This is a genomic window from Streptomyces sp. NPDC002156, assembly GCF_053593675.1.
Genome location: NZ_JBSFDA010000040.1, coordinates 14577 through 38697, shown reverse-complemented (window position 1 = coordinate 38697; position 24121 = coordinate 14577). Strand labels below are relative to the sequence as shown.

General features: G+C 69.0%; 20 protein-coding genes. 7 read left to right on the top strand and 13 right to left on the bottom strand.

The genetic code is table 11. The features are described from left to right. Window positions 1–101 precede the first annotated feature (101 nt). Both ACWCRB_RS18765 and ACWCRB_RS18760 read left to right on the top strand, forming a co-directional pair. Window positions 102–1856, top strand: coding sequence for an NAD+ synthase (locus tag ACWCRB_RS18765; RefSeq protein WP_450997101.1), 1755 nt, complete (start codon window positions 102–104; stop codon window positions 1854–1856). Between the two features lie 33 nt (window positions 1857–1889). After that, window positions 1890–2501 carry an SMI1/KNR4 family protein gene (locus ACWCRB_RS18760; RefSeq protein ID WP_405538062.1) on the top strand — a complete coding sequence of 204 codons (612 nt, stop codon included), beginning with the start codon at window positions 1890–1892 and terminating at the stop codon, window positions 2499–2501. Window positions 2502–2506: 5 nt separating this feature from the next. Here the strand turns inward: ACWCRB_RS18760 and ACWCRB_RS18755 are convergent, their stop codons facing one another. The 7 genes from ACWCRB_RS18755 to ACWCRB_RS18725 all read right to left on the bottom strand — a co-directional run bounded on the left by ACWCRB_RS18755 (window position 2507) and on the right by ACWCRB_RS18725 (window position 11147). Further along, on the bottom strand, window positions 2507–6664 hold the full coding sequence (locus ACWCRB_RS18755; RefSeq protein ID WP_450997100.1) for a golvesin C-terminal-like domain-containing protein: 4158 nt from the start codon (window positions 6662–6664) through the stop codon (window positions 2507–2509). Window positions 6665–6870: 206 nt separating this feature from the next. Continuing rightward, window positions 6871–7374 carry a hypothetical protein gene (locus ACWCRB_RS18750; RefSeq protein WP_450997099.1) on the bottom strand — a complete coding sequence of 168 codons (504 nt, stop codon included), beginning with the start codon at window positions 7372–7374 and terminating at the stop codon, window positions 6871–6873. Between the two features lie 51 nt (window positions 7375–7425). Beyond that, the gene (locus ACWCRB_RS18745; protein ID WP_405538061.1) at window positions 7426–7941 is read right to left on the bottom strand and encodes a hypothetical protein; all 516 of its coding nucleotides are present in this window, start codon (window positions 7939–7941) and stop codon (window positions 7426–7428) included. A gap of 6 nt (window positions 7942–7947) precedes the next feature. Continuing rightward, entirely contained in the window at window positions 7948–8946 is a 999-nt protein-coding gene (locus ACWCRB_RS18740; protein ID WP_369030833.1) for a hypothetical protein, read from the bottom strand. A 29-nt stretch (window positions 8947–8975) separates the two neighbouring features. Then, the gene (locus ACWCRB_RS18735) at window positions 8976–9491 is read right to left on the bottom strand and encodes a hypothetical protein (protein ID WP_450997098.1); all 516 of its coding nucleotides are present in this window, start codon (window positions 9489–9491) and stop codon (window positions 8976–8978) included. 550 nt (window positions 9492–10041) lie between these two features. Next, window positions 10042–10287 carry a DUF397 domain-containing protein gene (locus ACWCRB_RS18730; RefSeq protein WP_450997097.1) on the bottom strand — a complete coding sequence of 82 codons (246 nt, stop codon included), beginning with the start codon at window positions 10285–10287 and terminating at the stop codon, window positions 10042–10044. Further along, the gene (locus ACWCRB_RS18725; RefSeq protein WP_450997096.1) at window positions 10278–11147 is read right to left on the bottom strand and encodes a helix-turn-helix domain-containing protein; all 870 of its coding nucleotides are present in this window, start codon (window positions 11145–11147) and stop codon (window positions 10278–10280) included. Before ACWCRB_RS18725 ends, ACWCRB_RS18730 begins: the two co-directional genes overlap by 10 nt. 323 nt (window positions 11148–11470) lie before the next feature. On the opposite strand from ACWCRB_RS18725, the gene ACWCRB_RS18720 reads away from it, so the two are divergent. From ACWCRB_RS18720 to ACWCRB_RS18710, 3 genes are all read left to right on the top strand, one after another. After that, window positions 11471–11962 carry an ATP-binding protein gene (locus ACWCRB_RS18720; RefSeq protein WP_450997095.1) on the top strand — a complete coding sequence of 164 codons (492 nt, stop codon included), beginning with the start codon at window positions 11471–11473 and terminating at the stop codon, window positions 11960–11962. A gap of 376 nt (window positions 11963–12338) precedes the next feature. Next, window positions 12339–12542 (top strand): hypothetical protein, encoded by a 204-nt coding sequence (locus tag ACWCRB_RS18715; protein WP_450997094.1) that lies wholly within the window; start codon window positions 12339–12341, stop codon window positions 12540–12542. Next, the gene (locus tag ACWCRB_RS18710) at window positions 12539–12739 is read left to right on the top strand and encodes a hypothetical protein (protein WP_450997093.1); all 201 of its coding nucleotides are present in this window, start codon (window positions 12539–12541) and stop codon (window positions 12737–12739) included. The genes ACWCRB_RS18715 and ACWCRB_RS18710 overlap by 4 nt, the downstream gene beginning before the upstream one ends. A gap of 216 nt (window positions 12740–12955) precedes the next feature. On the opposite strand, the gene ACWCRB_RS18705 is transcribed toward ACWCRB_RS18710, so the two are convergent. The 6 genes from ACWCRB_RS18705 to ACWCRB_RS18680 form a co-directional block, all read right to left on the bottom strand. Then, the gene (locus ACWCRB_RS18705) at window positions 12956–13528 is read right to left on the bottom strand and encodes a dihydrofolate reductase family protein (RefSeq protein ID WP_450997092.1); all 573 of its coding nucleotides are present in this window, start codon (window positions 13526–13528) and stop codon (window positions 12956–12958) included. 107 nt (window positions 13529–13635) lie between these two features. Further along, window positions 13636–13956: an ankyrin repeat domain-containing protein gene (locus ACWCRB_RS18700; protein WP_450997091.1), complete on the bottom strand. Its 321-nt coding sequence runs from the start codon at window positions 13954–13956 to the stop codon at window positions 13636–13638. A 120-nt stretch (window positions 13957–14076) separates the two neighbouring features. Next, on the bottom strand, window positions 14077–15312 hold the full coding sequence (locus tag ACWCRB_RS18695; RefSeq protein WP_450997090.1) for an MFS transporter: 1236 nt from the start codon (window positions 15310–15312) through the stop codon (window positions 14077–14079). A gap of 119 nt (window positions 15313–15431) precedes the next feature. Next, window positions 15432–16418, bottom strand: a complete 987-nt coding sequence (locus ACWCRB_RS18690; protein WP_450997118.1) for an endonuclease/exonuclease/phosphatase family protein — start codon at window positions 16416–16418, stop codon at window positions 15432–15434. Window positions 16419–16716: 298 nt separating this feature from the next. After that, entirely contained in the window at window positions 16717–17271 is a 555-nt protein-coding gene (locus ACWCRB_RS18685; RefSeq protein WP_369030828.1) for a TetR/AcrR family transcriptional regulator, read from the bottom strand. Window positions 17272–17684: 413 nt separating this feature from the next. Beyond that, on the bottom strand, window positions 17685–19283 hold the full coding sequence (locus ACWCRB_RS18680) for an MFS transporter (RefSeq protein WP_450997089.1): 1599 nt from the start codon (window positions 19281–19283) through the stop codon (window positions 17685–17687). Between the two features lie 228 nt (window positions 19284–19511). Between ACWCRB_RS18680 and panB the strand changes: the two genes are divergently transcribed. Together panB and ACWCRB_RS18670 are read left to right on the top strand one after the other, a co-directional pair. Next, window positions 19512–20378, top strand: a complete 867-nt coding sequence (gene panB / locus ACWCRB_RS18675; RefSeq protein ID WP_369030826.1) for a 3-methyl-2-oxobutanoate hydroxymethyltransferase — start codon at window positions 19512–19514, stop codon at window positions 20376–20378. Window positions 20379–20519: 141 nt separating this feature from the next. Then, complete coding sequence (locus ACWCRB_RS18670; RefSeq protein WP_450997088.1) at window positions 20520–24116, top strand: AfsR/SARP family transcriptional regulator; 3597 nt, start codon at window positions 20520–20522, stop codon at window positions 24114–24116. Window positions 24117–24121 lie beyond the last annotated feature (5 nt).

Genomic DNA, 24121 nt, shown 5'->3' with positions numbered 1-24121 from the left:
TGTCCGCGCGGTGCCGGGGTGGTGGCGGGAGTGACGTGGGGTGACCCACATCCCTCCCGCCGCCACCCCATCGCGTCGCATTGACGATTACACTTGGCGACGTGCCTCAACTACGCCTCGCCCTGAACCAGATCGACTCGCGCGTCGGCGACATCGCCGGGAACGCGGAATCGATCCTCCGCTGGACCCGGCACTCCGCCGAGCAGGGAGCGCATCTCGTGGCGTTCCCGGAGATGGTGCTGACCGGGTACCCCGTCGAGGACCTCGCCCTGCGCTCCTCCTTCGTGGAGGCGTCCCGCACGGCCCTGCGCTCACTCGCCACGCGCCTGGCCGAGGAGGGCTTCGGCCACCTCCCGGTGGTGGTCGGCTACCTCGACCGCTCCGAGACCGACCTGCCGAAGTTCGGCCGCCCGGCGGGCTCCCCGCGCAACGCGGGCGCGGTACTGCACAACGGCGAAGTGATCCTGACGTACGCCAAGCACCACCTCCCCAACTACGGCGTCTTCGACGAGTTCCGCTACTTCGTGCAGGGCGACACGATGCCGGTGCTGCGGGTACACGGTGTGGACGTGGCGCTGGCCATCTGCGAGGACCTCTGGCAGGACGGCGGCCGGGTCCCGGCGGCACGCTCGGCGAAGGCGGGCCTGCTGCTTTCGATCAACGCCTCCCCCTTCGAGCGCGACAAGGACGACACGCGCCTGGAACTGGTCCGCAAGCGCGCCCAGGAGGCGGGCTGCACGACCGCCTATCTGGCGATGGTCGGCGGCCAGGACGAACTGGTCTTCGACGGCGACTCGATCGTGGTGGACGGGAACGGCGAGGTGATCGCGCGGGCCCCCCAGTTCACGGAGGGCTGCGTGGTCCTCGACCTGGACCTGCCGGCGGCCCTCCCCGACGCCCCGACGGGCGTGGTGGACGACGGTCTGCGCATCGACCGAGTGGTCCTGTCGGAGGAGCCGGTGGAGGCGTACGAGGCCGAGCGGACGGGCTCGTACGCGGAACGCCTCGACGACGACGAGGAGATGTACTCGGCGCTGGTGGTCGGCCTGCGGGCGTACGTGAAGAAGAACGGCTTCAGCTCGGTCCTGATCGGCCTGTCCGGCGGCATCGACTCGGCCCTCGTGGCGGCGCTGGCGTGCGACGCGGTGGGCGCGGAGAACGTGTACGGCGTGGCGATGCCGTCCAAGTACTCCTCCGACCACTCGATCGGCGACGCGGAGGAACTGGCTCGCCGGACGGGGCTGAACTTCCGTACGGTGCCGATCGCGCCGATGTTCGACGCGTACATGGGCTCCCTGGGCCTGACGGGCCTGGCGGAGGAGAACCTCCAGTCCCGCCTGCGCGGCACGATGCTGATGGCGATCTCCAACCAGGAGGGCCACATCGTGCTGGCGCCGGGCAACAAGAGCGAGTTGGCGGTGGGTTACTCGACGTTGTACGGCGACTCGGTGGGGGCGTACGGCCCGATCAAGGACGTGTACAAGACGTCGATCTTCCGGCTCGCCGAGTGGCGCAACAGGGCTGCGGCTGAGCGGGGCCAGACCCCGCCGATCCCGGAGAACTCGATCACGAAGCCGCCGAGTGCGGAGTTGCGTCCGGGGCAGATCGACACGGATTCGCTGCCCGACTATCCGGTGCTGGACGCGATCCTTGAGCTGTACGTGGACCGGGACACGGGTGCCGATGCGATCGTCGCGGCCGGGTACGACGCGGAGTTGGTGACTCGGGTGCTGCGGATGGTGGACACGGCTGAGTACAAGCGGCGGCAGTATCCGCCGGGGACGAAGATCTCGGCGAAGGGGTTCGGGAAGGACCGGCGGTTGCCTATTACCAATGGGTGGCGGGAGTCGGTGTAAAGGCCGGACACGGAACGGAAAGGACGTACCGATATGCCACAGGGCTACGAGGTGGCCTCGGTGTGGGAGCGCATCGTCAGCTGGCTCCAGGGACACGCTCCGGCCAGTGCGGAGGCACTACGCCCGGGGGCCTCGGACGAGGAGATCGCGGGCCTGAACGAGAACCTGGGATTCGAGATCCCCACCGTTCTCGAGACCTGGCTCCGCATGAACAACGGAAGTACCGCGAAGGATTCCGCGAAGCCCATTCCTGGTGGTGGGATCTCCCTCCTCCCGCACCGTGATTCGGTCATCTTCCCTGGCGGTATGAGATTCCTCGGCTGCAAGGAAATGGCCGGCCGGCACGCGGAGTATCTGCACATCGCCCAGGACATCGGGGACGACGAGTACTGGCAGTCGCCGTGGATCCCGATCATGGAGAAGAGCGACGGGCCCTACGGAGTCATTCTGGACGCGCAGAACCCTCCTGGCCCGCCGCCCCTTCTGACGTTCAGCGAAGGCGACTTCCCGAGCTTCTTCCTGCCCTCTCTCGATGATTATCTCCGGCCTCTTTCCAACCTGCTGGAGACCGGTTCGGCGCCCGGCTCCGTCATGGAGCACGAGCGCTTCACCGTTACCGACGGAAGGCTCCGCTGGACGAGCTGACCGGCTCAGTCCGGCTTGGCCACGTCAAGCCAGTAGTCGTCCTTGTCCATGACCCGGTTGTTCCGGCGGAACGTGGGAAACAGGGACATGGACTGTGTGTTCTGATTGTTGGACATGCTGGACCGTCCGCAGACCTCCTGCCACGTCGGAAGGGGATAGCGCAGGTCCGCATGGAGCCGCCACAGTCCGTCGGCGTCCTTCTTCGCGTAGGTCTGAAGACAGTCGTCACCGGAGCCGACGGGATTCGTACCGCCCACAGAGGTCGGCGTGCCGCCGCTCTGATAGCTCTTGGCGAAGGCGAATTCGTCGCAGCTGGGTGTGTCCGTTCCCTGGGAGGAGAGTTCCGGTGACAGCGTGACGTCCTGATTGCGCTCCCAGGCGGTCGGGCACATGAGGTCCCTGTTGGCGTCGCTCTGCTTCTTGCTCGGATTCGTCGGAGACATCACGCTGTCGCCGAGATAGGTCAGCGGTTGACCCTCACCCCTGAGGCCGAGGTGGGCAGGCAGCTGGTGCTGGACCAACCATGCGTGGGCCGCCGCGGCCGGGAACTTCTGGGAGTTCATGGAGTAGGTCGGCTTGTAGTAGTCGAAGATGCAGCCGGGCGTCGTCTTGACGACGGTGTCGCAGCGCAGTTCTGAGTAGCGGTCGGTGCCGATGGCGGCCTCGTTCTCCGACGGAACGTCCGCCACCAGGGCGCCGAGCTTCCACGTCATGCCGAGAATGTCCTCCGAGAGGGACTGTCCCCAGACGATCCCTGTCTGTACTTCCCCGACATGCCGGTCCCCTGTCGCCCAGTCCCAGGTGTCGGAGGTGTTCCAGATCTGGCTGGTGGGGGTGCAGTCGATGGAGCAGACACCGGCCGAGGTGATGGTGACGGGCGCTGTCGCTCCCACACCGGTCGCGGCGGTGGGTACGAGTTTCAGCAGCGCGTTGGAGGTCGCGTTGTCCGAATAGGCCTTGAGCTCCGCCTGCTCGTCGAACTCCATGGTGCCGATGATGTTCTGGTCCTCGTCGACGATGACGACGGTGACGTGGTTCTTGATGCACGCCTCCGACCGGTTGACCCACTGCTGGAGGAGGTTGAAGGGCTCCGCGTTGCACCAGAGGACGAAGCTGCCCGGCCGCTCCGCGACGACCGCGCTGACGGAGGCGGCGGAGGTGGCGGACGGCCCGGCCGGTCCGCTTCCGCCGATGACGCTCATGCCGACGTCGGTCGGGGTGGTGATGTCCGCGGGCTGCGCCGCGTTGAGGTCGGGGTCGTGGAAGGTCAGGTCGGAGGGGATACCGCTGTATTCGCCGGGCACGAACGCGACGGCGTCGTACGCCACGTCCTTGTCGGCGGCGCCGTCCGAGGTGGTGTTGGTCAGCTGCACCTCCGGCGCCTGGTCCTTGAAGTTGTATGCGCCCAACGAGACCCATGTGTCGGCCGCGTTGGCGTTCTGGTCGACGGTCCTGGTCACCGCGCCGAACGGGGTGATGACCTTGTACGAGGCGTTGGCGACCTGCGCGCCCGTGTCCGGGATGTGTACGTACACCTTGGCCTGGCTGCCGTCGACGGCCGAGTTCAGTTTCCAGTCGCCGAGGACGGTCATACGTCCCCCGTCGCCGCCCAGATGGTCGGCGTCGCGTGCGTGCGTATACCAGAAGTGGCCTTCGTAGCCGCCGCCGATCTGGTGCAGGTCGGCCTTGGCGTCGTACTGCCCGAGGCCGGGGCCGGTCGCGTCCGGGTCGGGGTAGAAGGTGAACTGGAACGAGCCGTCGGTCGTGGTGGACCCACAGTCGCTCCAGGTGCTGGTGCCCGTCGGTACGTCATCGACCACGAGGGCGCCCGAGGGTGCGCCGGAGCAGACGGGTGTGCCGTACTGGAGGCGGTAACCGCGCCCGGGCTCGCTGACCAGGGTCTGGTACTTGATGTTCTCGAAGCCACAGGTCGTGGCGCAGTCAGACTTCCAGGTGGCGTTGGAGGCGTTCCACCAGTACGGCGTGTAGCAGGCGGCGTCGGAACAGTCCGGCGGATCGGCCGCGTCGCAGCCGTTCTGGGAGTTGCAGAACGTGTCCAGCGGCGGCGAGACGTGCGCCCGGTTGTAGGTCGCGCTGCCCGGGACGGTGTAGAGGTCGGTCGTGCCGTTCCAGTAGGCGGGCCGGAAGCCGGCGGAGGAGAAGCCGGACTCGCCGGGCCAGTCCTGGCGGCCCGAGGTGGCGTAGGAGTGACCAGTGTCGATGGACCAGGCGGCCCAGCCCATCACCTTCTCCTCGTACGGCCACTTCTGGGGCTCGGCGGCGTCCTTGGCGGCGAGGGGGTCGATGTCGGTGTTCATGAAGCTCAGCCGGGACGCCGGATAGACCGGGTTGGCCGGGTTGTTGTACCAGCCCAGGCCCCAGTTGCCGTTGGTGGCCTCGTCCGCCTTCGTGTTGAGGCCGAGGTTGTAGTTCCACACCGCGGTGAACCAGTTCTCGGGCTTCGCCGGGTCGTCGTTGTTCACGGTGATCGTCTGGCCGGACTCGTGCACCTCGTTCCACTTGTCGGCGAGGATGTACAGCGAGGCGGCGATGTTGGTGGCGTAGTCGACGGCGATCGCGCGCTGGGTGGTGGCCGGGAGCGAGGTCTCGCCCTCCTTCTCGTAACCGGCCTTGCGCATACCGTCGGTGACCTGGCCGACGCCGTAGCCGCAGTCGGACAGGTCCCAGTGGATGGTCCAGTAGTCGGCGAGCGTGCCGCCGCTCTGGTGCCCGTAGTAGCCGTCGACGGCCGCGAGCGGGCTGCCCATCTGGCCGGGGATGGCGCCGGATTCGGCCTGCCACAGGTTGGACTCCTGGGCGAGGATGCCCAGTTCGACCTGTGCGGGGATCCGGCCGGTGGTGGAGTTCAGCGTCGGGACGGGGAACAGGCCCTGCGGGTCGATGGTGGAGATCCCGGTCTGCGAGCGCCAGCCGCCCTGGGTGAGATAGCCGGAGCGCAGGTCGCCCCGGACGGCCATGTCCACGGCCCACTCGACCTGGTTCGGGGTGGGTTGCAGAGCCTGGGTCGCGGTGTCGTTGCGGGGCACGGAGCACCAGGCGTCGGTGTCGACCGGGTCGTTGGCCCTGGTGTCGTCGTCGGCCGTGGTCAGCGTGCTCATCGTCGACAGCTGCGGCTTCGGGGAGCCGGTCAGTGCCGGTGACGGCCGGCTGCCCGCGGTGGTGCCCGGCTCGGCGGCCCTCTGTGTCGTGCGCCTGCCCGTGCCCGGCACGGTGGCGGTGATGGTCAGCGCGTGGCTGACGCGGCCCGGCGTCGTCTCGGCTGCGGGTTCCCTGGTCGTGGTCCTGGTGAAGCCCTGGCCCGCGCCCTGGACGTTGTCGACGCCCGCCAGCACGGCCGGGGAGACGACGGGGTCGACGGCCAGGCGTCCACGGGTGGATGGTTCCGCGTCGGGTGAGACGTTCAGGGCCTTGATGCCGCTGGCCGCGAAGTCCTTGCCGTGGTCGGCCGTTCCGGTGAGGTAGACCGTGCCGTCCGTGCCCTGGCGCAGGTTCATCGCGGTGAGCCTGCCGCTCGCGACGGTCGTCTTCCTGCCGTGCGCGTACGTCTGCACGTCGGCGTCGGTGTCGCCGGTGCGGTCGATGTAGGTGACGGTGCCGTCGCCGCTCACCCGGATGCCGTACGGGGCGTGCCGGGTGGTGGTGAGTTCGGCCGTCCTGCCCTCGCGGTCGACGTGGACGAGCCGGTTTCCGGCGGCCGCGATCACGCCGTCGCCGGTGGGCACGGCGGAGGTGATCTCACCCTTCGCCGTGGTGTCCGCGAGGGTGGAGCCCTTGGCGTTCACCGTGACCAGGCGCGTCTCGGTGTCGCGGAGCGCGGTGAAGACGGCGGTGTGCGTGGCCGGGTTGCACGTCGGGTCGAAGTAGGCCAGGGACGCGGTGAACGGCAGCTTGGTGACGCTGCCGTCATCGAGGTTCACGATCGCGGTGAACGCGCCGCCCATCATCAGGTCCGGCTTGTTGGTGAAGGTGCGGGGAGCGTAGACAACGGCCGCGTGGTCGTCATCCATGACGCAACTGTTGCCGATCCAGGTGTCGGCCGGAAGCTGAGGCTCACTCAGCACCGTGACCGTCTTCCACACATAGGCGTTCCTGCTGTCCGCGACGAGCAGATGCAGTCCGTCACTGTCGGCGGCGGTGGTCACGGCTCGGTCCGCGGAGGTCTTCCATCCCTTGCCCAACGTGGTGTCCGGAGCCTTGACGGCCCCTTTCGGAGCAGCGGGCGTCGGTCTCGAAGTGGACGTGGGACTGGAGGTGGTGGGATTCGCAGCGGCGGGCTGGACCTGTGTCAGTCCTGCCACAGCGGCGGCAACAGCGAGAACCGTCACCGCTCTTCGCCTACGACGGACTATCATGTTTCCCCCTTTTTGTTGACATTCGCGATGCGGACATCGATGTCCCGGACCGGCTCGTCGCCACGGCTCTCGAAGTTGATCTCCGTGCTCATCGTGGCGTTCGGCGGCAGCATCCCCGCACTGGAGATATGCGCACTCTGAGGCATACCGGGATCGATCGCCCCGGTGACGGTCACCGTGATCTCGTAGTCGTACGGCTCGCTGCCGTGGTTGGTGATGGTGAACGGCACGGTCAGCACATGATCCGAGTGCTGCTGCGGCACATACGCGACCACATCCCTGCCGGCGGCGTGGGCGACAGCGTCTCCGAAGTGGTACTGCGCGGGACTGAGCGTGTCGTACGGCGCCGGCAGCCAGGTGCTGCTCGCGCTCGGAGCGGGGAACGGGGCCGCGAAATCGTGATCGACACTGTCGGCGAGGCGGATGCCGCCGTAGACCACCGCGCCCACGAGTACCAGGCCTACCGCGGTGGCAGCCGCGATCGCCTTCATGGACGGCACGGGTCAGCCCTTCCGCGAACGCGCCGCGAGGGCGGGGTCGCCGGCGATCTCCTACGAAGGGAGGTCACTGTGGCTCCTTTTCTGTACGTCGGTGATGGTGATGCGGATCGCTCCCGCGGGCAGCTCGCCGACGTTCCCGATCGTGGCCCGGGTCGCCATGGTGCGGTGGGCGTCGAGGCCGCCGCTGGTGACGACCTGCCGGTAGGACGCCTTGTCGGCGCCGTCGCCGATCTCCACGGTGAAGTACACGCTGTACATGGCTGCTTCGTGGCCCGTGTTGGTGATGGTGAACGGGACCTGGAGCAGCTTGTACGGAAGCCGGTGCGGGGTGTAGGCGAGGACTTCGCCGTGTTCGGCGGTGGCCATCGGCCTGCCGTAGCCGTATGCGGTCGGTGCCCGCGTTCCGACAGGCTGCGGAGTGACAAGCGTGGTGGGCAGCGGGTCGTGGGACGACGCTCGCGATTCGGCGCCGGAAGTCTGCGTGGCGCGCACGCCGCCGTAGACGGCCGCACCGACGAGGACAGCGGCTACGCCGGCTCCGGCCAGAATGTGGCGCAGGTGTGGCATCGCCGCTCAGCCGTTCAGAGTCTTCTGCGCGGCGTCGACCGTTCGGGTACGGCGCGTACGCAGGGCGTCGAGTTCTGTCTGGTGGTCCTTGATCTGCCGCTCCTGGATCCTGGAGTCCTCGGTGAACCAGGTCTTCACGAGGTCGGTGCTCTTCTTGCAGCCGATGTCGGCGACCGCGACGGCGATCTCCTCCTTGGAGGGGCTGCCGTCGGTGTGCGGGACGATCTCGTCGGCGTGGTAGGGGGTGTCGACGGTGTAGCCCTTGCTGCTCATGCACGTCGACCAGGCGGTGATGGCGCTGTGCACGGCGGGCGTCTGCTGGGACTGCGTGAGGCTTTCGCCGTCGAGCCGGGAGACCAGCGAGAAGTCCAGATTGCGGCTGCCGATCTGGTCGTCCGCCCAGCCTGCGCAGCCGTCCTTGTGGATCTGCTTGCCGTGGTAGGCAGAAGGCGCTTTGGCAGGAGCCGGGTCGGCAGGGCTGTTGCGGATGCCGGTGCGGCCGGTCAGCACTTCGATCTGTTCCTTTGTCAGTTCGGGCATCCTGGTGCCCTCCTGGTGCTGAATGCTGTCGGGCAGGCCGTAGCCGTACTTCTCCGCCATGGCCTGGTCGGTGATCCCGTAGCGGCGAGGCATGTTGGAGTCGTCGGCGTTGGGCGGCGGGTTCTGGCCGGCCGGCGGAAAACTGATGTGCAGGCCGTAGTCGGCCATGCACTGGGTTTCCAGGTGCCGCTCGGCGTCGTCGAGAGCGACGGTGTCCTGATAGGTCTCCATGTAGGCCTCCAGGGGCAGCGAGAGCCCCTTGGCGAGCCCGGCGGTGGGAGTGGCCTGCGGCCATGTGCTCTTGTTCACGCTGGAGGAGGCGTTGGCGACCGGTTTCGTGTGCGGACCGGCGCCCGCGGAATTGGTTCGCCCGGTGGAATCGGTTCCCCCGGTGGAACAGGACGTGAGCAGCACGGTGATGGCGGCTGCGACGGTTATGGACACGGCGGTCCTACGGACGGTCATCGGACGCACACCTTTCGGCTTCGACGAATTCAGGCGAAGTGCTGGGAGGCCTCGTTGTTCTTCAGGGTGGAATCGAGGTCGTACCAGACGCAGTCGGCGTACGCGTCGCGATGCGGAATGTACTGGGAGTGCCCGGCGTAGTCGGAGTTGAAGTAGACCCGGTAGTTGTTCACCTCCGAGCAGTTCTGTATCGATCCGGCGTTGTTCTTGACGTACTGTCCGGAGCCGTTGCCGTTGCCGTTGAAGACGTACCGGTAGGTCTCCAGGGTCGAACCCTGGTACTCGCTGGTGCCGTCGTAGTTGTAGACGTCTCCCCAGAACTCGGCCCAGCTCGTGACGTAGCTGTCGCCCGACAACGAGTAGGCCTTCGAGTTGTACATCTCCCAGAGCTCGGGCTCGTCGGAGCAACTGACCCACGGGACATCGCAGTTGGACGTGACTTTGAACGTTCCGGCGTAGGCGGGCGCGGCGGTGGCGAGCAGTGCCGTCACCGTGGCGGCCAGCACCGCCGCGAAGACTCTCCCGCGCGGGCGTATGTACTTCATCGGTTCTGTCCCCCTCCTTGCGCCGTCAACCGTGTGTGCCATCCATGGAGGCACTGTGATGACGGGCGGCGCAGAATCTAACAAGGGGCGCGCGGAGCACGTTGTTGAAGCGTCAGGGAAGTCCCATGACAAACCCGGAAATCACCAAGACGCGATAAAGAGCGACACTCTGGACTTCAATCCGATGGACGCCCGGTCGGGACTTTTGCCCGATTCTGCCGGTGTGCGAGTGACGGCGTGGACGGTGAAGGGGTCTCACTGTCCGGCCAAATATTTTCCGAAGACGTAAAAGAAGAACCGGATCAATCCTGAACAACTGCACGAAAAGGGCGCCTGGTCGGCCGAGGTCGGGCCGGGCGCCCCTTCGTCACGCTTCGACAAGCCCTCCAGGACGGGCCGACACCCAGAGGGCCGCATCGCTCAACTTCGAGGAACCGCATTGCTTCCCCGCTGCCCACCAAGGCTGGCGCACCCGCCAGACCACTGGTGCGGCTCTACGGAAAGGTCCGATTGCCCGGGCGCCGGCCGAGGAAGGTCGAGTCCATTTTCATCATTCGTACGTGCCGAAGTCGACGTCTCCGGTGCACACGAGGCCGACGAACGAGGACCAGGCCGCAGTCGGCACGAGGAGTGCGGGGCCGGTTCTGTCCTTGGAGTCGCGGATGCCGACGTGGTCGGTGCACGCCGCTATCTCGACGCACGCGCCACCCGTGTCGTTGCTGTACGAGGACTTGAACCAGGCGGATTCGTCGGCCACTTCAAGGGCCGTGATCTTGGTGATGATGGCTATGTCCACTCTCGTGCTAGTGCTTCCAGGAAGCCGGCTGTGCGAGCCGGGGGCAGGGCGCTGTCGCGCATGGCGTCATAGCGGCGGATGTGCCTCTGGACTTCCCGCCGCTCGTCGGTGACGCTGATCGTGTTGGGCATGTCGACCTCCACTACAGGGTCGAGTGTCTCGGAGAAGTCCAGCAGAATGAAGTTCGATTCCGTGCGGTACGTCACGACGTCGTGCGGCAGGATCTGGACGGTCACGTTCTCCAACTCGCCCAGCTTCACGATCTCCTCGAACTGGGCGCGCATCACCTCGGGGCCACCCACCATCCGTCGGACCGCCGCCTCGTCCATGATGACGCGCAGTTCCAGAGGCTCTTCCGAGCGAGTGATCAGTTCCTTCCGCTCCAGCCTCAGCCGAACGTTCTGCTCGACGTACTCGCTCGTCGTCTCGTCGACCGGCTTCGCGATCCGGTACAGAGCGTTGGCGTAGTCCTCCGTCTGAAACAGGCCGAAGACGAAGGCCGGCTGCCAGGCGCGCATCACCCTCGCGTCCTGCTCCAGGCCACGGAACGTCGGCATCCTCGACGGCATGAACGCCTTGTACGGCATCCACGGCTCCTTGCTCAACGACTCCCTGTGCAGTTGGAGCAGCAGCTCCCGGTCTTCACGGGGAAGGTCGATGTCGAGGTGGTCGATGAGACCTTCGAGGTCACTCACCCGTGGCAGGTCGTTCTCGCCGATCTCCACTCGCGCGAGCTTCGTGTGGGAGAAGCCAAGCGCCTTGGCCACCTCCTGAAGCGTCTCGCCCTTCTTCTCCCGGAGCCTGCGCAGCTCCTTGCCCAACTCCCTGCGTCGGAAGGTCGCTCCGCGCTTTGCTGCCACTGCGTGATCCTCTCCCCAACCCTGCCGGTGCTCAACGTGCCCTGTGCTCGATGCTGTTGGGGGGTCTGTCCCTGAGCGCGCCACCCTCTGCATCCGACTGAACAACCCCCTGCCCATGTTCGGGCATGTGCCAATTTTATCCTCACCGCAATTGGGCTTGCACAGTAAATCGCACACACGGCACGGTGGTTGAGCGCACTGATCGAGATCGGCCGTCTCGGGGCGCACGGGGCAGGCCCGAACGAGGCTTCGGGGCCGTACGGCGGGCAGCTCCCAACCACCAGCGACGATGCGAGGGCACCATGCGCAAGACCTCACAAGCCTTGTCGGCCACAGAGCCGGCCGTGCTCCATGCCTTCGAGGTGGATCTTGCCCCCGCCTACTCCCGCGTCCGGCACATACGGAGGATCACAGCCGCCCATCTGCGCCTGTGGGATCTGCCCTCGCTGATCGAACCCGCGACGCTGGTCGTCTCCGAGTTGGTCACCAATGCCATCCAGCACACCGATGGCGCCTCGGTGAGCCTCCGCGTGCAGCAGCGCCACGCCGACGAACTGCGTGTCGAAGTCGCCGACGGGACACCGAAGTCGGCCGAACCCCGCGTGGCGGGGGACGACGACGAGAGCGGCCGAGGGCTGTTGATCGTCGCCGCCGTTGCGCGCGAGTGGGGCGTCAGTCGCGGTGGAGAGATGACGTGGTGCTCTCTCGCGATCCCCAGGGGAGCGCGCGTGAACATCGCCCCGAACAGCGAACAGAGACCCGCGACTCGGCGACCGTCCGGGAGCGTGGCCCACCAACCGCATGGGAGTTGTTGAACATGGCCGAGCGTAGCGCTGCGGCGCTGCACTGGGCACTGGTGGCTTTGGCCCTCTGGAGCCTGGCCCGCCTACTGCCCGCGACCGGTTCCCGCCGCAGGGTGCCGATGACGATTCGAACTGTCGCGACCACTAGGAACAGGAACGTAGAGGGTTACCCGATCCTCACCGCACGGGTGCCGTCTCCACACCGGTCGCCGTACAGCACTGACCAGGCACCTCTGGACGGTTCGGCGTCCCGCCTGTCACGGCCGTACCTGCCCACCCTCACCGAGAGCCTGGCCTCGGGAATGGTCACGGCACTCCGTGCGGCCCGTGTACGGCCGTACAGCCTCGACATCCGGATCTCCGTCCCAACAACACGTGGTTGCGTTCGATGAGCGGCGCAGGGCGTACCAGAGTCAGTGCGGCCGTGCGGCAGCCCGAGTTGCCCATGCTGCGCGCCTACCGCCTGTGGCACGAGCACACCCGCAAGTGCGGCGACGGCTGCAAGAGCGTGCGCAAGGCACAGGACGGCTGCGAGAGCGGGCAGGAACTCTGGGCGAGCTACCGTCACGCCTACGCCGGAGGCGACCGATGACGCAGCCGCCAACGAACACGGCCAGGTGCGGGAAGGTCCGCGCTTCCCTGCTGTACGGCGCCCCGATCCTCAGCGAGGTAGGCGCGTGCGTCCTCCCCCACGGGCACGACGGGGACCACCGGGACCCCTGGGGCGGCACATGGAACGTCATCCCGCTCTACCCCATGACCAACCCCGGCAGGGGGACGGGCGAATGACCCTCGCCTCCGAGCCTGCCTGGCCTCCGGAACCCCCGTACGTGTCCAGCCTCTGCACCATCGGCACCCACGGCCAGTGCCAGGACGCGAAGCCCCGAGAGAGCGGCGTTCCTGGACTGCGTTATCTGGTGTGCACGTGCTGCTGCCACCAAACAGCGTTCGTTCCGCCTGCGTTGGATGCTCAGTAGTCACCTTGGTCCGCCTTCGGGCGGACCGTCAGCGGACGACGTCGAACACGTTCTTCTGCAGGCCGTTGGCGTACACCTCGGACTCGACGAGCTTCAGCTTCTGGGCGTCCTTGTCCGTGTCGCTGAACAGGCGCTTGCCCGCACCGAGCAGCAGGGGGAAGACCAGCAGGTGGTAGCGGTCGATGAGGCCGGCGTTGGAGAGGTTTCGGGTGAGGGTGGCGCTGCCGTGGATGATGATCGGGCCGCCGTCCGTTTCCTTCAGGGCTGCCACGTCGTCCAGCGAGCGCAGGATCGTGGTCTCGCCCCAGTTCGAGACCAGGTCGGCCTCGGTGAGGGTGGTGGAGACGACGTACTTCGGCATCACCTTGTAGTCGGGGAAGTCCTCCATGTCGGGCCAGACCGGGCTGAACGCCTCGTAGCTGGTCCGGCCCAGCAGCATCGCGGTGGCTTCCTTCTGCTCCCGGCCCTTGAGTTCGTACGCCTCCGGCAGGAACTCGACGTCCTTGAAGGTCCACCCGGAGTTCCGGTAGCCGGGCTCGCCGCCCGGGGCCTCCACGACTCCGTCGAGCGAGACGAAGGCGGTGCTGATCAGGGTGCGCATCTCTGGTCTCCTGGGTGCGTCTCGGGGGTGTGTCTCGGGGGTGTGTCCCGTGGCTGGTTCTCAGCCGGTTCGGTTCTACCCTGATTGACTCCGGGGCGCGGGGAAACTCATCGGCCGCTGATGTGGGCCCGCAGCAGCTTCGCCGCCAGGCCGTGGCCGTAGCGCTCGGCCATGTACATGGGGGTGTGGCCGTCGGGATCGGCGAGTTCCGGATCAGCTCCGAAGGCCAGCAGCACGGCGGTGGTGTGCACGGTCAGCGGTTTGCCGCTCTGTAGAGAACTGTCGCCCTCGACGTCGATCGCATGCGTCAGCAGAGTCATATTGCCGAAGACCTCGTCCGGGTCGGAGCCGCCGGCCAGCAACCGCGCCAGGGTCTCCGCGTCCTCGTGCTCGACTGCGTGATGGGCGGGTGTCCAGTAATCGCTCACAGGGGCATCCAACCGCTTCCACGCCTCGATACGCCGGGCGAGCTCAGAATGCCGGGCGCCGTCGAGGGGTTCGACGGCGCCCGGCAAACAGACTGGAAACGGGTGGGTGGGCAAACCCCCTCAGTGGTGCACCCTCTCCCCCCGCGAAGGCACATGCGACGCCACCAGCCGCTCCCGCCCTACCGACGGAGTCGCCCCGCGCCGGTCCACCACGTACGCCACCCCCGCCACTCCCAGCCCCAGCAGAGCCAGCCCCGCGCCCACCAACGCCGGAGACGTCACGCCGAACCCCGCCGCCAAGGCGAGGCCCCCGACCCACGCCCCGCCCGCGTTCGCCAGGTTGAACGCCGCCTGGTTCGCCGAGGACGCCAAGGACGGGGCCGTCGACGCACGCTCCATCACCATCAGGTTGAGCGGTGAGCCCGTGACGAACGCCGCCGCGCCCAGCAGCATGACGGCCAGCGCCGCACTCCACGTCGTGCTCATCAGGAGCGGGAACGCGGCCAGGACCACGATCAGCGACACCAGGCCGCCGAACAGCGTGCGTCGCATCGCGTGGTCCGCCAGGCGGCCGCCCAGCAGGTTGCCTATCGTCGCGCCCACGCCGAAGAGGGCCAGCAGCACCGTCACGCTGGAGTCCTTGTAGCCCGCGGAGTCCGTCAGCATCGGCGTGATGTAGCTGTACGCCGAGAACAGCGCGCCGAAGCCCGCCACCGTCGTGCCCAGGGCCAGCCACACCGGGAGGGATCGCAGCGCGGCCAGTTCGCCGCGCAGGCCCGCCACCGGCGCTTCCGTCCGGGTCTGCGGGACCAGCAGCGCCAGTGCTCCTATGGCCGCCACGCCGATCACGCTCACGCCGAGGAAGGTCGCCCGCCAGCCCAGCTGCTGGCCCATCGCCGTCGCCACCGGGACGCCGACCACGTTCGCGACCGTCAGGCCCAGGAACATCAGGGAGACCGAGCGGGCCTTGCGCTCGGGGGCGACCATCGTCGTGGCCACCACCGCGCCCACGCCGAAGAACGCGCCGTGCGGCAGTCCGCTCAGGAAGCGGGCGGCCAGGAGGTAGTCGTAGGTCGGCGCGAAGGCGGAGAGCGCGTTGCCCGCCACGAACAGGGCCATCAGGCCTATCAGGAGCTTGCGGCGGGACATCCGGGCCGTCACCGCCGCCAGCAGCGGGGCGCCTATCACCACGCCCAGTGCGTACGCCGAGACCAGGTGTCCGGCGGACGGGATCGAGACGCCCAGGTCGTCGGCGACGTCGGGCAGCAGGCCCATCATCACGAACTCGGTCGTGCCGATGCCGAAGGCACCTACGGCGAGGGCTAGCAGGGCCAGGGTCGGCGTGCGCCGGGACATAGGAGGAGCGGCCTTTCGGAGGGTGCGGCGGGCGTAGGTCCGTACAGTTTATGTTCAAGTACGGAACAAAGGCTGCCACGCCCAGTATTCCCCTGGGGGAACAGCGGGGTTCTCCCTGGTTACGAGCCCGTTGCCGATGTCGATGCCGGAATCTTCACCCTCGCCGCGATCGGCAGATGGTCGCTCGCCGTGCGCGGCAGTGACCAGGAGCTGACCGGTTCCACGCCCTGCACCATGATCTGGTCGATCCGTGCCATCGGGAACGACGCCGGCCAGCTGAACCCGAAGCCGCTGCCCGACGCGCCCTGCGTCGAGCGCATCTGCGCCGTGACGGCGTTCAGCGCGCGGTCGTTCATCGTGCCGTTGAGGTCGCCGAGCAGGATCTTGCGGGTCAGCTTCTCGTCGTAGAGGGCCTCGCCCAGCGCGTCCGCGCTCCGGTCGCGCTGGCGGGCCGTGAAGCCGGCCTCCATCTTCACGCGTACCGACGGGAGATGGGCGACGTAAACCGCGACCGGTCCCTCCGGCGTCGCCACGGTGGCGCGCATCGCACGCGTCCAGCCCAGCTTGATGTCCACCGGCCGGGAGGCGCTGATCGGGTACTTGCTCCACAGGCCGACCGTGCCCTGCACCGAGTGGTACTTGTACGTCGACGCGAGGGCCTTCTCGTACGTCGGGACCGCCGTCTCCGTCAGCTCCTCCAGGGCGAGGACGTCGGCGCCGCCGTCCGCCACCTCGCGGGCCGTGCCGGACGGATCCGGGTTCTCCGCGTTGACGTTGTGGGTGGCCACCGTCAGATTGCCGCCCGTACCGGCGTTGCTGCCGAGCAGCCCGCCGAAGAGGTTGAACCAGACCGCCGTCGGAACCAGCACCGCGATCAGCGCGGTCGCGGAGCGCCGGATCAGCGCGAGGATCAGGAGCAGCGGTACGGAGACGATGCCGAACCAGGGCAGGAACGTCTCGCTGAGGCTGCCGAGGTTGCCGATCCTGTTGGGGATCTGCGCGTGCAGCACCATCACGAGGGCCAGCAGCAGGGCCAGTACCGCCGTGACGATGCCCCGGCGCCAGATTCTCGGATCGTCCCGCCAGCCGGCCACCAGACGGCTCATCAGGCGCCGAAGCCGGGGTCCCCGGCGCTCGGGTCCCGAGCCTCCGTTGTCCGTCTCCGTCATGTACGCCTGCTGGGCCATACCGTCGCCTCACAACCTGCCGTGCATCCCGTCCGTCCCCGCGACTAAGACCCTAGGGGATGATCGGTTCCGTTCTCGCCGTCCCATGACGGCCGTACGGGGACGATGACGAACAAGTCGGCGCGACCAGTTCCAGTCGCTGTGCCGGATAGCGCTCTCTGTGACGAAACACGCACAGTCGTCCGCCGGGCGCTCCGACAGACGTACGAATTCCCGGTTACGGGGCGGCCGGCCGCAGACCTTCCAGCAGCGTGTCGACTATCTGCTCCGCGAGACCCTCCGGCAGGTCCGCGTCGGGGCGCAGTACGGCGCGCAGGAGCATCGGACCGACGAAGAGGTCGTTCATCAGGGTGACGTCGACGTCCGTGCGTAGTTCGCCGTTCCGCTGGCCGCGGCGCAGGAGTTCGAGGCCGAGCAGCCGGCGCGGTTCGACGACGGTGGCGTGGTAGGCGGCCCAGAGTTTGGGGCTGCTCTTCATCTGGGCCTGGACGTTGTGCAGGAACGCCGAGGACCGGTTGGCCAGTCCGCGCCGGCGCAGCGCCTCCAGCAGGACGACCAGGTCGTCGCGCATCGAGGTGCCGGGCAGCTCCGGGTCCGCGGGTTCCATGACGCGCATGACGTCGACGAACAGCTCCTCCTTGCCCGGCCAGCGGCGGTAGATGGTGGCCTTGCCGACACCGGCGGTACGGGCCACCCGCTCGATGGAGATGTCCGCGAGCGGCACGCCCTCCTCCAGGAGCTGCATCACGCCCTCGATGATGGAGCGTTCCACGGCTTCGCTGCGGGGGCGGCCACGGGTGCCTCCGGCGGTGGGGCGGGGGGCGGTTCCGCCCGTCGGGGGGCGGCTGGCGGGGGTGCCACCCGTGGGGGGCCCGCTCGCGGGGGGCGTACCCGTGGGGTGCCTCCCGGTGGGGAGGCTGCCCGCAGGGGCCCTCCCGGCAGGAGAGCTGCCCGCAGGGGTCCCCCCGGCAGGAGAACTGCCCGTGCGGGGTCGGTCAGCAGGGGAACTGCCCGCAGGACCCCTCCCGGCAGGAGAGCTGCCCGCAGGGGTCCCCCCGGCAGGGGAACTGCCCGTGGGGGGTCGGTCGGCCGAGCCGTCCGCGAGGTTCACGCGCCCTCTTCCCTTCCTCGTCGTGCGTCGTGCGTCGTACGTCCTGCGTTCGATTCTCTCCGGTGATCGGCATTTCAGTGATCCGTGGACACCAACTGCGCCTTCTCCTCGCCCTCTTGGGGCGCGGCCGGGCGGCCCGGCAGGCACAGGGCGACGACCAGGGCGCCCAGGACGGCGACACCCGCGCCGCACAGCGCGGTGATGTGCATCGCGTGCAGGAACGCGTCGTTGGCGGGGCCGACGAGCGCCTCGCCCTTCGGGCCGAGCTTCGCGGCGACGCCGAGGGTGGCCTCGATGGACTCGCCCGCGGTGTGCCGTACGCCGGCGGGCAGCGCGCCGAGCTTGTCCTCGATGCCGCTGCGGTAGGCCGCCGAGAGGACGGAGCCGAGTACGGCGATCCCGAGCGCGCCGCCGACCTGGCGGAAGGTGTTGCTGAGCGCGGAGGCGGAGCCGGCCTTCTCGCGGGGCAGGGACTGCATGATGACGACGCTGGTCGGCGTCATGATGTGCGCCATGCCGGTGCCCATGAGGAAGAAGACGATCTCCAGGATCCAGATGGGGGTGTCCGCCTCGAACGTCGCGAACGCGGCGAGCGTCGCGGCGATCAGCAGCATCGCGGCGGTGGTCGTGGCCCGGTTGCCGAAGCGGTCGACGGCGAGCCGGGCGCGCGGCGCGAAGATCAGCTGGGCTGCGGCCAGCGGCAGCATCAGCAGGCCGGTCTGGAGGGGCGAGTAGCCGCGCACGCTCTGGGTGTAGAAGACCGAGAAGAAGGTCACGCCCATCAGCGCGAAGAAGACGAGCGCGATGACGGACATCGCGGCCGAGAAGGTCTTGTCGCGGAAGTACGTCACGTCGATCGACGGATGGTCGCTGCGCTTCTCGAACAGCACGAAGCCGACGAGTACGGCGAGACCGGCGCCGATGGTCGCCAGCACCTGCGGGTCGGTGAAGTCGGCGAGCTGGCCGCCCTTGATGATGCCGTAGACGAGTAGTACGAGACCGACGACCGAGAGCAGGACCCCTACGGGGTCGATCCGGCCCGGCTTCGGGTCTCGGGAGTCGGGCACCAGGACCGTCATCAGCACGACGGCAATGATCACGATCGGTACGTTGATGAGGAAGACGGACCCCCACCAGAAGTGGTCGAGGAGGACGCCTCCGGTGATCGGCCCTATGGCGATGGCGAGTCCGACACCGCCGGCCCAGATGCCGATGGCCTTGGGCTGCTCCTCGCGCTCGAACACGTTCATGAGGACGGCGAGGGTGGCGGGCATCACGAAGGCGGCGCCGAGGCCCATCACGGCCCGGAAGAGGATGAGTTCGGTGGGCGAGCCCGCGAATGCGGCGAGGGCGGAGCCGAGGCCGAAGACGGTGAGGCCGCCGAGGAGCACCTTCTTGCGGCCGAGGCGGTCGCCGAGGATGCCGGCGGAGAACAGGAGCCCCGCGAAGACCAGGGTGTAGGCGTTGATCGCCCACTCCAGCTCGCTCTGGGTGGCGCCCAGACCGGTCGGGGCGGGGGTGGAGATGGTCTTGATCGCGACGTTGAGGATGGAGTTGTCGAGGACCACGATCAACAGGCTGAGCATGAGCACGCCGAGGATGACCCAGCGTCTGCGGTGCACGGACTCGGGGATCCGTGGGCCGAGGGCGGACGGGCCGGCAGAAGTCGTCATGGCTGCCACCCTAAGCTCATTTCGATACGAGACCGTCTCGTATCGAAAGTCTTTACCGAGACCTTAAACAGGGTGGGGTCCGTGTGCAACGCGGGGCACGAGATGTTCAGCACAGGGGCATCCGCTCGGCGGGCGACCACTAGCCGATCCCGGACGCGAGGTGCCACCATGGGTGGTGATCCGGGGACGCCGTCAGGGCGCCTCGAGATGATTGAAGGAGCCGTTGCCATGACGCAGCTTCAGGCTGCCCACCAGACCTCCGCCGGCAGCACAAACGCGCTGTACGGAGGCAAGGGCACACGCCGCATCACGGTCCGCGACATCAGCGCCGCCAAGGAGCGCGGCGAGAAGTGGCCCATGCTCACCGCGTACGACGCGATGACCGCGTCCGTCTTCGACGAGGCCGGGATCCCGGTCATGCTGGTCGGCGACTCGGCGGGCAATTGTCACCTCGGGTACGAGACGACCGTGCCCGTCACGCTGGACGAGATGACCATGCTGTCCGCCGCCGTCGTACGGGGCACGAGCCGCGCCCTGATCGTCGGCGACCTGCCCTTCGGGTCCTACCAGGAGGGGCCGGTGCAGGCGCTGCGCTCGGCGACCCGGCTGGTGAAGGAGGCGGGGGTCGGGGCCGTCAAGCTGGAGGGCGGCGAGCGCTCGCACCGCCAGATCGAGCTGCTGGTCGAGTCCGGGATTCCGGTGATGGCCCACATCGGGCTGACGCCGCAGTCCGTGAACTCCATGGGGTACCGCGTGCAGGGGCGTGGCGAGGAGGCCGCGCAGCAGTTGCTGCGGGACGCGAAGGCGATCCAGGACGCGGGGGCGTTCGCGGTGGTCCTTGAGCTGGTGCCGGCGGAGTTGGCCGCGGAGGTCACGCGGACTCTGCACATCCCTACGGTCGGTATCGGGGCGGGGGCGGAGACGGACGCGCAGGTGTTGGTGTGGACGGACATGCTCGGGTTGACCGGGGGGCGGGTGCCCAAGTTCGTCAAGCAGTACGCGAATCTGCGTGAGGTGATGGGGAATGCGGCGAAGGCGTTCGCGGAGGATGTGACTGGCGGGACGTTCCCGCTGGAGGAGCACTCCGTGCACTGAGCCCATTGACCGGACAAGCCACTGCGGCACCACAGCAGCCCGCCGACTTCCCCCATCGGCGGGCTGCGCCATTCTTTTCCGCCCCCGCCGCGCCTGCCTATCCCCTGCTCCCTCTGGGCTAAGGCAAGTGACAATGGACCCGTGCGCTACCGCATCCTCGGCACCACCCGGGCACTCCGTCCCGACGGCACCTCCGTCCCGGTCGGCGGAGCACGGCTGCGCGCCCTGCTGACCGTGTTCGCGCTGCGGCCCGGCCGGACCGTGGCCGCGGGGGTCCTGGTAGAGGAGGTCTGGAACGGGGACGCGCCCGCCGACGCACAGGGAGCGCTCCAGGCACTGGTCGGCCGGCTGCGCCGTGCGCTCGGCCCGGACGCGATCGCCTCCGCCGAGGGCGGCTACCGGCTGTGCGCCGCGCCGGACGACGTCGACCTGCACCGGTTCGGGCGGCTGGCCGACGAGGGCAAGCGCGCGCTGGCCGACGGCGACCCCGCCAAGGCCGCCGTCGTCCTCGACGACGCCCTCGCCCTGTGGCACGGCCCGGCCCTCGCCGACCTCCCCGACCGCACCGCCGAGGCAGCCCGCTGGGAGACCCGCCGCCTGGACACGCGCCGCGCCCGCCTCACCGCCGCCCTGGCCCTGGGCGCCGCGGAACAGTCCCTCCCCGAACTGACCGCCCTGTGCGACAGCCACCCCTTGGACGAGCCCCTCCAGGCCCTCCGCCTACGCGCCCTCCGAGACACGGGCCGCCCAGCCCAGGCCCTGGCCGCCTACGAGGACGTACGCACCCTCCTGGCAGACAGCCTCGGCGCAGACCCGGGCCCCGAACTGCGGTCCTTGCACGCGGAGTTGCTGAGACCGGACGACATATCGCGCGGGGTGGGCAGGGGCACGGTGTACGTCGGTGACGACGGGGTCTCCGCCCCGTTCGGCCCGGGCGCGACTCACGCGCCAAGCGGATCGGGGACGCACGCTTTCTCCGCCGGACCGGGGGCTCCGGCCAGCCAGGGAGAGGACTCCGCACCGGGCGCCCCGCGCCACCCGGACCACACTGCCGGCGGGGCCGGCGGGGCCGCAGGGGCGATGGCGGCCTCCGGGGATGCCGGGACGGCCGGGCCGACAGCGGCCACGGGCCCGGCGCACCGTGTCGAGGCTCAGTCCCCGGCGGCCCCGCAGCCCTGGCCCGCCGTCCCCCAACCCCCGCCCCCGGGCAACCTCCGCGCCCGGCTCACCTCCTTCGTCGGTCGGGAGGCCGACATCGAGGCGATCCGGGGGGACCTCGCCGTCGCCCGGCTGGTTACCCTGCTCGGGCCCGGCGGGGCGGGCAAGACGCGGCTGTCGCAGGAGGCCGCCGAGGCCGTGCGGGACGCGGCACGGGACGGTGGGCGGGACCGGGCCGCGGACGGGGTGTGGCTGGCCGAACTCGCGCCTGTCGTCGATCCGGACGCCGTGCCGGAGGCCGTGCTCACCGCTGTCGGGGCGCGGGAGACCGTACTGCGCGGGGCCGGCGCCGAGGAACTGCGCGTCGCCTCCGCGGACCGCCACGACGACCCTCTCGTACGGCTCGTCGAGCACTGTGCGAACCGGCGGATGCTGATCCTCCTCGACAACTGCGAGCACGTCGTCGACGCCGCCGCGCGGCTCGTCGCGGAGCTGCTGGTGCGCTGCCCGGGAGTTACCGTGCTCGCCACCAGCCGTGAACCCCTGGGCGTACCGGGGGAGTTGGTGCGTCCCGTCGAACCGCTGCCCGAGCCCGTCGCGCTACGGCTGCTCGCCGACCGAGGGGCCGCCGCCCGGCCCGGATTCCGCGTCGAGGACGATCCGGCGGCCGCCGCCGAGATCTGCCGACGGCTCGACGGGCTGCCCCTCGCCATCGAACTGGCCGCCGCCCGGCTGCGGATGCTGTCGCTGCGGCAGATCGCCGACCGCCTCGACGACCGGTTCCGGCTGCTGATCTCCGGCAGCCGTACCGTCCTGCCTCGCCAGCAGACCCTGCGGGCCGTCGTCGACTGGTCCTGGGACCTGCTCGACGAGGACGAACGGGACGTCCTGCGGCGGCTGTCCGTCTTCGCGGGCGGCTGCGACCTCGCCGCCGCCGAGGCCGTGTGCGGCCCCGTCGCCCTCGAAGCGCTCGGCTCGCTCGTCGACAAGTCCCTTGTCGTGGCCGCCCCTTCGGGAGAGAGCGGCGGGATGCGGTATCGGCTCCTGGAGACCGTCGCGGAGTATGCGGGTACCCGCCTCGACGAGTCCGGCGACCGGCCCGAGGCCGAGCGCGCGCACCTCACGTACTACCGCGAACTCGCCCGCACCACCGACTCGTTGCTGCGCGGCTCCGGCCAGCGCGCCGCCCTCGACGTGTTCCAGGAGGAGAGCGAGAACATCCGCGCCGCTCTCCGGCACGCCGTCGTCACCGGTGACGAACAGGAGGCGCTCTGCCTCGTCCTGTCGATCGCCTGGTACTGGCAGATGCGCGACCTGCGGCTGGCCGCCCGCAACTGGTCCCGCGAGGTCATGAACCTCGGCCCCGACCCCTTCGCCCTCCCCATCCGCCCGGCACCGCCCCTCTGGGAGCGCTGCACGGACACCCCGCCGCCCTGGCGCGACGACGTCCTCGAAGAGGCCCGGCGCGGCGTCCACCTCATCCATCTCGCCTGCATGGACATGGAGTTGGAGTCCTGGCAGACCCCCGAGGCCCAACAGAAACTGGACGCCATCACCCGCGTCTACGAACCCGGCGCCCCCCAGACCTGCCGCTACCCCGGCCTCCTCTGGTTCTACGCCGTCATGCTCACCCGCGACATGGACCGGCTCCGTGTCATCGTCGACGAGTCCGTGCGCACCTGCCGCGACGCGGCCCCCCGCTTCGAGTGGGAACTCGCCGCCTGTCTCCAGATGCGCGCCAACGTCCTCGCCAACCGCAGCGACTGGGCCGGCGACGCGACCCGCGACGCCGACGAGGCCCTGGAGATCTTCCGCCGCCTCGGCGACGACTGGGGCGCCGCCGAAGCGCTCTCCGCGCGCGGCGAGGCCCACGAGAAGAAGGCCGCGTACGACAGCGCCGCCACCGACTTCGCCGACGCGATGGAACTGGCCGAACAACTCGGCGCCCGCGCCCAGAAGACCGTACTCGCCGCCCGCCTCGGCAACGTGTTCCTGGAGGCCGGCCGGACCGACGAGGGCGAACGGCTGCTGCGCCAGGTGATCAAGGAGGCGGAGGGGATGGTCAACGAGGCCCTGCCCGCCGCCCGGCTCTTCCTCACGGCCTATCTCGGCATCACCGACCGGGTCCCCGAGGCACGTGAGCAGATCCGGCTGGTGCGCCAGGAGTTCAGAGCCGCCTCCTTCGTCATCTTCGACGCGTTCATCCTCGGCTCGGAGGCCTGGCTGGACGTCGTGGAGGGACGGCACGAGGAGTCCCTCGCCAAGACGAGGGAGGCGCTGGCCCGGGCCGACGACGCGCTGTCCCGCAACATCGCCCCCCAACTCCAGACCTCCTTCCTGACCACCGGCGCCGTGGCCCTCGCCGGTCTCGACGGAGGCAGCCACGCCCGCGACGCCGCCCGCTGCCTGGGCGCCGCCGACGCGCTGCTGCCGCCCGGCCACATTCCCGGGCACATGGAGCGCGAGGTCCGCACCCGCGCCGTCCGAGCCATCCGTGACCTGCTCACCGACGAGGAGTACGAGGCGGCGTACGAGGAGGGCGGCCGACTCTCCGCGGAGCAGGCGACCGCCCTCCTCTGAAACCG

Excerpts from the sequence above, each read along its gene's own strand:
- ACWCRB_RS18740 (WP_369030833.1), bottom strand. The coding sequence starts at position 8,946 with ATGACCGTCCGTAGGACCGCCGTGTCCATAACCGTCGCAGCCGCCATC.
- panB (WP_369030826.1), top strand. The coding sequence starts at position 19,512 with ATGACGCAGCTTCAGGCTGCCCACCAGACCTCCGCCGGCAGCACAAAC.
- ACWCRB_RS18745 (WP_405538061.1), bottom strand. The coding sequence starts at position 7,941 with ATGCCACACCTGCGCCACATTCTGGCCGGAGCCGGCGTAGCCGCTGTC.
- ACWCRB_RS18705 (WP_450997092.1), bottom strand. The coding sequence starts at position 13,528 with ATGCGCACCCTGATCAGCACCGCCTTCGTCTCGCTCGACGGAGTCGTG.
- ACWCRB_RS18735 (WP_450997098.1), bottom strand. The coding sequence starts at position 9,491 with ATGAAGTACATACGCCCGCGCGGGAGAGTCTTCGCGGCGGTGCTGGCC.
- ACWCRB_RS18710 (WP_450997093.1), top strand. The coding sequence starts at position 12,539 with ATGACGCAGCCGCCAACGAACACGGCCAGGTGCGGGAAGGTCCGCGCT.
- ACWCRB_RS18715 (WP_450997094.1), top strand. The coding sequence starts at position 12,339 with ATGAGCGGCGCAGGGCGTACCAGAGTCAGTGCGGCCGTGCGGCAGCCC.
- ACWCRB_RS18760 (WP_405538062.1), top strand. The coding sequence starts at position 1,890 with ATGCCACAGGGCTACGAGGTGGCCTCGGTGTGGGAGCGCATCGTCAGC.
- ACWCRB_RS18690 (WP_450997118.1), bottom strand. The coding sequence starts at position 16,418 with ATGAGCCGTCTGGTGGCCGGCTGGCGGGACGATCCGAGAATCTGGCGC.
- ACWCRB_RS18680 (WP_450997089.1), bottom strand. The coding sequence starts at position 19,283 with ATGACGACTTCTGCCGGCCCGTCCGCCCTCGGCCCACGGATCCCCGAG.
- ACWCRB_RS18695 (WP_450997090.1), bottom strand. The coding sequence starts at position 15,312 with ATGTCCCGGCGCACGCCGACCCTGGCCCTGCTAGCCCTCGCCGTAGGT.